Raw genomic sequence first — 8,277 nt, 5'->3', positions numbered from 1 at the left:
GAAAGAATTGGTTGAATACCTCGAATGGTACAATGAAAAGAGAATCAAGGTTAAATTAAAAGGACTGACTCCTTTACAATTTAGGAATCAGTCCTTAAAATCAGCCTAGTTAAAGTGTCCAATAATTGGGGTGCACTTCAAAGAAGCCCTTTTTTATACATCACTTAAACTTAGCAGTTTTCTGCGAAGTACTTGATTGTGCGAACCATCTGTGATGTGTAAGAGTTTTCATTGTCGTACCATGAAACAACCTGTACCTGGTATGTGTCATCGTCGATCTTTGAAACCATTGTCTGTGTTGCATCAAAGAGTGAACCGAACTTCATTCCGATAACGTCTGAAGAAACGATTTCATCTTCGTTGTAACCGAAAGATTCTGTTGCAGCAGCCTTCATTGCAGCATTGATTCCTTCCTTTGTTACATCCTTACCCTTTACAACTGCTGTGAGGATTGTTGTTGATCCAGTTGGTGTTGGAACACGCTGTGCTGAACCAATGAGCTTTCCGTTGAGTTCTGGGATTACGAGACCGATAGCCTTTGCTGCACCTGTTGAGTTAGGTACGATGTTCTGTGCACCAGCACGTGAACGGCGGAGGTCACCCTTGCGCTGTGGACCGTCGAGAATCATCTGGTCTCCAGTGTAAGCGTGGATTGTAGACATGATACCAGACTGGATAGCTGCGTACTTGTTGAGTGCATCAGCCATTGGAGCGAGACAGTTTGTTGTACAAGAAGCTGCTGAAATAACTGTGTCGTTCTTTGTAAGTGTCTTGTGGTTTACGTTGTAAACGATTGTTGGAAGGTCGTTTCCAGCTGGAGCTGAGATTACAACCTTCTTTGCACCTGCTGTGATGTGAGCAGAAGCCTTGTCCTTAGCACAGTAGAAACCTGTACATTCGAGAACAACGTCTACCTTGTTTGCTGCCCATGGACAGTTTGCTGCATCTTTTTCTGCAGAAATCTTGATTTCCTTTCCGTCTACGATGATTGAGTCTTCTGTAGATTCTACAGTGTGCTTTCCTTCACCGATACGTCCCATGAAGCCACCCTGTGCTGTATCGTACTTAAGAAGGTGAGCAAGCATCTTTGGGCTTGTGAGGTCGTTGATAGCTACAACTTCATAACCATCAGCTTCAAACATCTCGCGGAATGCCAAGCGACCAATGCGCGCGAAACCATTAATAGCAACTCTAACTGCCATAATTATTCTCCTTGAATAAATATTATTCTAATCGGCGATATTTTATTCCTATTACAATATTATGTCAATTAAACGAATCCTAAAAGAATTGTATAAAGATAACCGTATGTTAATTATAAGGGTGATTTGAATTTAAGAATTAATGTATTAAAATGTATGGAATGAAGAACTTGAAATTTCTTGTGATGACGGAAGAGATTTGTTCGGACTATTCAAGACAGGTTATAGATGGCATTTGCAATTATTGCAGCCTGAAAAAGATAGACTGTCTTGTCTGCAATGTACGCCATCCGAAATATAACGAAGGTATTTTTGAATACCAGTATTGGGCAGGATCAAGCCTTATCAATGCAAAGGATGTTGATGTTGTCATTGTCCTCAGCGGAATCTACTGTTCTTCATATAGCCTTGAGGAGCTTGCGGAAATGCTTGCGCCGTTCAAGAATAAAAAGATCATTTCACTTTCACAGAAGCTCCCTATAGAGAATTCCTGGGCAATACTTTCCGATAATGAAAGTATCTTTGATAGCGCCTTTGATTTTCTTGTTAATACCTGTGGTTCAAGACGAATTGCCTTCATGTCTGCCAATAAAACTAGCTCTGTTGAATCTAAGCTGAGGTTCAATGCATACAAAAAAGCCATTGGAAAATTCAGGCTCCAGTATGATGAATCGATTGTTTTCCATGGTAGATTTACGATGAATTCTGCATATGAGGAACTTGAGGAGCGATTGGGAAAAGATTGCAGCAGCGTTGACTTTGATACCTTTGTCGCTGCAAATGATCAGATGGCGTTGGGTGCCATGGCATTTTTCAAGGATCACGGAATAAAAGTTCCTGAGCAGGTAAAGGTTCTTGGTTATGATGACATCAACGAGTCTGCTGCGGTTCAGCCTTCCTTGTCTTCGATAAGTCCACACAACTTCAACCTTGGATACAATGCCGCTATGACTGCATTGATGGTTGCAAATGGAATTGATGCTCCAAAGGAATTTACTTCGCCTGCAAAATTGGTCATAAGGGATTCGACTGGCTATGAATTTTGCCAGCATAAGACGACCCTTAGGACTGAAGCGCTCAATCAGCTTGTTCTTCGTGGCTATGACAATACCTTTATCTATTATCTTCTTGATTCCATACAGTGCAATGATACTCTTGAAGTGTTCCTTAAGAAAACACAGAAGACACTCAAGGAAGTTGACATAAAGAATTTTGCTGTCGTCCTCTATGATGAACCTGTATACTACAAGCGTTGGGGAACATTCAGGTTTCCAGAAAAAGTAAAGCTTGAGTATGTTTATGAAAATGGAGTGGGTGAGGTTTATAGCGATTGTTACTTTTCTCCTGAAGAGCATGTCTTGCCTTCAGAAACTTTTGGAAACAGCCATGAGAGCTACATCACTCAGGTGATTTATTACGGCGAAAAACAATATGGCTACATGGTCTATTCTATCGGTGAACGTGGACTTGTGTTCTACAATCTTTATGCAAAAGCCCTTTCGAATGCTATTGCCAATTCCTATGAATATACCGCACAGTATGTGGACAATCTTAAGCTTCAGATGGAAAAGTATGAGCTTGAACAGACTTCTCGTACCGACGAACTCACTGGTGTCCTGAATAGACGAGGCTTTGACATTCAGGGACAGAAACAGATCGATATTGCCGTGGCTACTGGAGGCTGTGGCGTGGTTTTCTATGGAGACATGAACGGGCTTAAGAGAATCAATGACACCTATGGACATGAATATGGAGACAAGGCCATCAAAGCGGAGGCAGAAGTTCTAAAAAAGGCTTTCCGTGCAACGGATACCGTCGGTAGAATGGGTGGCGATGAATTTGCTGTTGTTGCGGCAGGCTTTCCTATGCGCAAGCTTGATGAAGTAAAAAAGATCATTGCGCAAAAATGTCTAGAGGCTAAAGAAAAATATCAGCTTCCTTTTGATTTTTCCATCAGCCTTGGTGCCATAGAATTTGACAATAAGTTGACCGACTTGAATTCTCTCCTGAAATTTGCAGATCAACAGCAGTATGTGGAAAAAAGAAAATTCCATGATGAAGAGAAGACGGATGTTGGTAGGATCTGAATCACTGTTCAAGGTTGAAGTGTTTTTTCAATTCGTTGAGGACGGCACGTTTGTTTGCAGACCATAATGGTTCCACAAGAAGTGATTTGGGACCATCGCCAGTTAATCGATGAAGGACGGTCGTTTCAGGCATAAGGTCAGCAAGTTCTTTTACAAAGCTGCAATATTCATCCATGGTCGGTAGGGGCCATGGATTTTTTATGTATTCTTCTGCCATTTTTGTTCCACGAAGAATTTGAAGCAGCTGAAATTTAATTCCATCCAGAGGTGGTTCCAGTTTTGCAAGGTATTCTGCTGTTTCTTTCATCATCGCTTTGGTTTCGCCAGGCAGCCAGAGAATTGTGTGGATGATTACAGTTAGTCTGGCCTTCTTTAATTTTTTATAGATTCCGTCAAAGACCTGCAGATTGTATCCTCGATTTATCTTTTCTGCGGTGTTTTCATGGATTGTCTGGAGACCAAGTTCAACCCATACTGGTTTTGTTTTGTTGAGTTCTGCAAGGAAATCAATCATTCTGTCACTGATGCAGTCAGGTCTTGTTCCGATGGAAAGTGCACATATTGAAGGATGCCTGATTGCATTCATGAAAATTTCCGAAAGATTTTCAAAAGTCTTTTCTTTTGTTTCGTAAGTGTTGGAGAAGGATTGAAAGTAGGCTATGAATTTTACCTGCTTTGTTTTTGGCAGCTTGGAAGAAATTCTATTTATGGCATTTTGTATTTGCTGCTCGATAGAACCTTCCGTCTGCCCGAATTCACCAGATCCGCCTGAAGAACAGAAGGTACAACCTCCAGTGGAAATAGTACCGTCTCTGTTTGGACATGTGCATCCTGTGCTTAATGAAAGCTTGTAGACCTTGCAGCCAAATGTTCTGTGCAAATGTCTGTTTAGAGTAAGTTCCGACATTAAAACAATTCACCCTGTGTCTGTTTATCTGTGCTGCGGTTGCCTTGAGGATGGGAATTCCTTTCCCAGAAAACGCCGTCGCTATAGCCTTGGATTTCTTTGTCGTTATCAGCAAGGAGAAGTCGTTTTGCTGAATACAGGCAGTATTCTCTGCTGAGCTCAATTCCACAGTAATGTCGTCCAAGTTTTTTTGCTGTCACTGCGCTTGTTCCGCTTCCAAGAAAAGGGTCGAACACAAGTCCTTCATTGGGACAGGAAGCAAGAATCAGTTTTGCGCAAAGTTTTTCGGGCTTCTGTGTTGGATGGTCTGTGTTTTCAGGCATGGACCAGAATGGAATTGATATATCATCCCAGAAATTTGAAGGATAGGTAAGTCGGAAATTTCCATCACCTGTTTCCTGCCAGTCCTTTGGTTTTCCATTTTCCCTGTATGGTGCTATTACTTTTCTTTTCTGCTTTACGGCTTCGATGTCAAAGTAGTAGTTTTTTGGATCCTTTACGGCATACCAGATGTCTTCCATTCCGTTCTTCCAGTTGCTTTTTGCTCCGCGTCCTTTTTCCCTTTGCCAGGTTATCCTGTTCAATATAGTAAGTTTTTTTTCAAGACTGCGCTGGAGTGCGGATGTGCATTTCCAGTCGCCGCATAGATAAAGAGAACCATTCGGTTTTAGTTTTCTGCAGACCTCGGGAAGCCATGAGTCAACATAGCTTTCGTAATCAGAATCCTTCATCGCGTTGAATTTAGTTCCGCTGAAATTCTTTGAAAGATTGTATGGCGGATCGATTATGATTAGGTCTGCAAATTCATCTGGCATAAGTTTTAAGGTTTCAAGAACATCACCGTTGAAAATTTTATCTTCTATTGAAGAATCTTTTCCCAATGATGCTGGAGAATAAATTGATTTTTCTAGAACTGGAATTTCATCCTGAGAAACTGTAAGGGTTCTGTTTCTTTCTGCTCTGATTTTACCGTCTTCCATTTCTTTTATTCCTTGCCGCACATCCAGTAACAGAGACTGCACATGTCGTTGCATTTTCCTTTGGGTAGAAGTTTTTCTTTTTGCATTTCTTTTGCTTTCTGCAACAGTCCGTAGTTGTAACAGACATCCACCATAGGATTTTGTAAGGCATTTTCCATCAGGGTTTTAAAATTGTCTTTTACTGTTCCTATAAAAAGCTCTTTCTTTTCGTTTGCAAATCCGCAGCAGGGAGCAATGTTGCCGTCGGAATGGACGTAAAGGACGTTTCCCGTGTATTGGCAGTAATCTTCTGAAAACCACCTGCCGTCATTTAGCTGTATGCTTTGGTCTGGAATGAAACTTTGGGTAAATCGAAAAATTGTAAGCTCCGAGCCTTCATCATCATATAATAGTATGGCTCCACTTCCATTTTTTCGGTTCAGTTTGACTGCTGATTTCGAAAAACCGATTTCATTTTTAAGTTCATCAATTTGAAGAAGAAATTTTTCTGTATCTTTTTTAACATCTGCAGCATCAACTACACTCAATATTTCAACGCAGCTTCTATCATTGAATGTTTTGTGGCAGGTTTTTATGAACTGGGATATTTTTTCAACATCCTGTCCGTGGAAGCTGTCAAAGCTTAATCCGATCTTTCCGTCAAATCCTGAATCAAAAACAGCTGTAAGCTTCTTTTCAAGTTCTTTGGAATCGTTCCACCAGACTCCGTTTGTCATGAGACGGTCAAAAACAAGTCCAAGGTCTATTGACTTTCTGCAGATTTCAGTTGTGAAATCAAGGTTCAGGAACGGTTCTCCACCTGAAAATCCTACCTTCAATAGCTCTATGTTTTTTGCGCAATCTTCAAGAAGCTCCAATGCATCCTTCAACTCAAGCCTTGAATTTTTCTGTTCGACAAAGCAATGGGCACATTTTAGATTGCAGAGGCTTGTAGGGCAAAATATTATTTCTTCGGGATTGAATCCAGGACCATTTTTTTTCATGTTGCTAGTCTACCACAAATTGCAAAATTTAAAAAGATGCTTTTGCTTAATTATTTAATCATCCTGAAAAATCATAATTGCCGTAATTTTGCCATATTTTTGACTTATTGTTTATTTACAATTTCCTTAAGCAGGACAGGAAAGAATGTTCTGCAAGGAGACTAGAATGAAAAAATTAAACACATTGACGGCAAAATTGATTTCAATGGGAGTCATTGTCGGACTTTTATTGATTGGAAACATGATGATCGGTTCAAAATTGAAGGATAGGGAAGAAACCAGAGATGAAGCCTGTCATTCCATTTCAAAAGCTGCGGGCGGACGGTTTTCTATGGATGGACTGTATGTTGTGGTTCCATATGATTACAATGAAATATATTATGATGACGGAATAAAAAAAACAAAAAAAAGCACTGCAAACATCTATTTTAACCCAGATAAGGTAAATGTCGATTCAGTGATTTCAACTGAAATTAGACAATTGGGAATTTATACTTCACCTGTTTTTACAGGTACGCTTTCAGTCAATGCTGATTTTAATCTTGAAACTTTGAAGAAGGATGTTGATAAAAGTTATCATCCTGAAAAAGCATATTTCCTTCTTAAGATTGGTGATGTTTCCTTGCAGTCTCATCCTGAATTCATGATCAATGGGAAAAAATGTGATACCTATCTATATAATGATGGAATCGCTTCAAAGACTTACTATACAGAGGGAAAATTTCATTTGGAGACGGAACTTAAGATTCGTGGTGCAGAAAAATTCAAGGTGTTCGTAAATGCTCAGGATATGACGCTGAATGTAAAGTCTGATTGGACTTCTCCAGGATTTACAGGCTTTGATTTCCTTCCAAGCAAAAAGAATATTGATGAAAACGGATTTGCTGCCACATGGAACATTCCATTCGCTTCGGCTGATTCCTATCACTGCATTGGATTTGAATTGATTGAAAGTGTTGATGTCTACAAAAAACTTTACCGTGCCATCAATTACGGTTTCCTTTTTATCATTGTGCCTTTCATCACGCTTTTCCTTTTTGAAATGTTTGCAGGAATGCAGCTTCATTCGGTTCAATATCTCTTAAGCGGTGCCGCAAGCGTAATCTTCTTTTTGCTTCTCCTTGCACTTTCTGAGCATGTTGATTTCGGTACATCTTATATGATTTCAGGAGCTGCATCAGGAATACTTGTATCACTGTATATTGCTTCCATTTCCAGACGAATAAAGATCGGTCTTTCCATGAGTGGTGTCTTTATTGCTCTGTATTCATACCTGTTTGTTTCACTTTCGTCGGAAGATTATGCTCTTTTGATAGGTTCTGTTTTTGCATTCGTAGTTATCGCGGTCCTTATGTTCTTCACCAGAAAGGACAATTTAGGTAGAATGAAAAAAAACACATTGACGGAAGAAGAAGACATTGAGAGTAGCACTTGTTGATGATGAAAAGAACGTAAGGCTTGCCGTTGGAACCGCACTTAAGAAGGAAGGCTTTGAAGTGCTTGAGTTTTCCAACGGTCAGCTCGCCTATGATGATCTGATTTCTATGGAAGGAACTGTTCCTGACATCTATGTGCTCGATATAATGATGCCAGTAATGGATGGAATCATGTTCCTTCAGAAATTTAAAGCCATTCATCCAGAAATTCCTGCAATTTTCCTTACCAGTCGTGATGAAGAATTTGACAAGGTGCTTGGTCTTGAACTTGGAGCAGATGATTATCTTTGCAAACCTTTTTCCGTCAAGGAGCTTATAGCAAGAATAAAGGTTCTGGTCCGCCGTTATGATTTCCTTAAGGTGAATGCTACTCAAATGGAGGATAAGGGGCTGAAAGATCGTATAGCTTCAAATGAAATCACGGTTGATTCCGATAGCTATACGGCTTTCATAGGGGACAGACCCCTTGTTCTTACAGTTACTGAATTTCGTCTTATAGAACTTTTTGTTAATCGTAAAGGTGCCGTCCTGACGAGGGAACAGCTTATAAATGCAGCCTTTCCAGAGGATAATTTTGTGAACGATAGAGCCATAGATTGTCATATAAAGCGGTTGAGAAAAAAGATTGGTTCTGAAAAAATAGAAACAGTTTATGGTTTAGGCTACAGGTTTACGGAATAAG

8 protein-coding genes are annotated in these 8,277 nt (G+C 40.0%); 4 read left to right on the top strand and 4 right to left on the bottom strand.

Going from position 1 to position 8,277, the window contains the following annotated elements:
* On the top strand, positions 1-109 hold a 109-nt coding region (locus ACKI39_RS10975), incomplete at its 5' end, for an IS3 family transposase (RefSeq protein ID WP_407396682.1).
* 61 nt (positions 110-170) lie between these two features.
* On the opposite strand, the gene gap is transcribed toward ACKI39_RS10975, so the two are convergent.
* Positions 171-1,202, bottom strand: coding sequence for a type I glyceraldehyde-3-phosphate dehydrogenase (gene gap, locus ACKI39_RS10970; protein ID WP_407400471.1), 1,032 nt, complete (start codon positions 1,200-1,202; stop codon positions 171-173).
* Between the two features lie 161 nt (positions 1,203-1,363).
* On the opposite strand from gap, the gene ACKI39_RS10965 reads away from it, so the two are divergent.
* On the top strand, positions 1,364-3,289 hold the full coding sequence (locus tag ACKI39_RS10965) for a substrate-binding and GGDEF domain-containing protein (protein WP_407400469.1): 1,926 nt from the start codon (positions 1,364-1,366) through the stop codon (positions 3,287-3,289).
* Between the two features lies 1 nt (position 3,290).
* On the opposite strand, the gene mnmL is transcribed toward ACKI39_RS10965, so the two are convergent.
* The 3 genes from mnmL to ACKI39_RS10950 are packed head-to-tail and all read right to left on the bottom strand — an operon-like array spanning position 3,291 to position 6,159.
* Positions 3,291-4,196 (bottom strand): tRNA modification radical SAM protein MnmL/YtqA, encoded by a 906-nt coding sequence (gene mnmL / locus ACKI39_RS10960; protein WP_407400467.1) that lies wholly within the window; start codon positions 4,194-4,196, stop codon positions 3,291-3,293.
* Complete coding sequence (locus ACKI39_RS10955) at positions 4,196-5,176, bottom strand: DNA-methyltransferase (RefSeq protein ID WP_407400465.1); 981 nt, start codon at positions 5,174-5,176, stop codon at positions 4,196-4,198. The genes mnmL and ACKI39_RS10955 overlap by 1 nt, the downstream gene beginning before the upstream one ends.
* Before the next feature lie 5 nt (positions 5,177-5,181).
* Positions 5,182-6,159, bottom strand: coding sequence for a radical SAM protein (locus ACKI39_RS10950; protein WP_407400463.1), 978 nt, complete (start codon positions 6,157-6,159; stop codon positions 5,182-5,184).
* A gap of 166 nt (positions 6,160-6,325) precedes the next feature.
* Here ACKI39_RS10950 and creD point away from each other — a divergent pair, with 166 nt between their 5' ends.
* Together creD and ACKI39_RS10940 are read left to right on the top strand one after the other, a co-directional pair.
* Positions 6,326-7,597 (top strand): cell envelope integrity protein CreD, encoded by a 1,272-nt coding sequence (gene creD, locus ACKI39_RS10945; protein WP_407400461.1) that lies wholly within the window; start codon positions 6,326-6,328, stop codon positions 7,595-7,597.
* Complete coding sequence (locus tag ACKI39_RS10940) at positions 7,578-8,276, top strand: response regulator transcription factor (protein ID WP_407400459.1); 699 nt, start codon at positions 7,578-7,580, stop codon at positions 8,274-8,276. Before creD ends, ACKI39_RS10940 begins: the two co-directional genes overlap by 20 nt.
* Position 8,277: the final 1 nt, after the last annotated feature.

The sequence above is a fragment of the Treponema sp. genome, assembly GCF_045641405.1.
In the GTDB taxonomy this organism is placed as follows: domain Bacteria; phylum Spirochaetota; class Spirochaetia; order Treponematales; family Treponemataceae; genus Treponema_D.
Note: the sequence above shows the minus strand (reverse complement) of the source record. Positions and strands in the feature narration are given on the sequence as shown.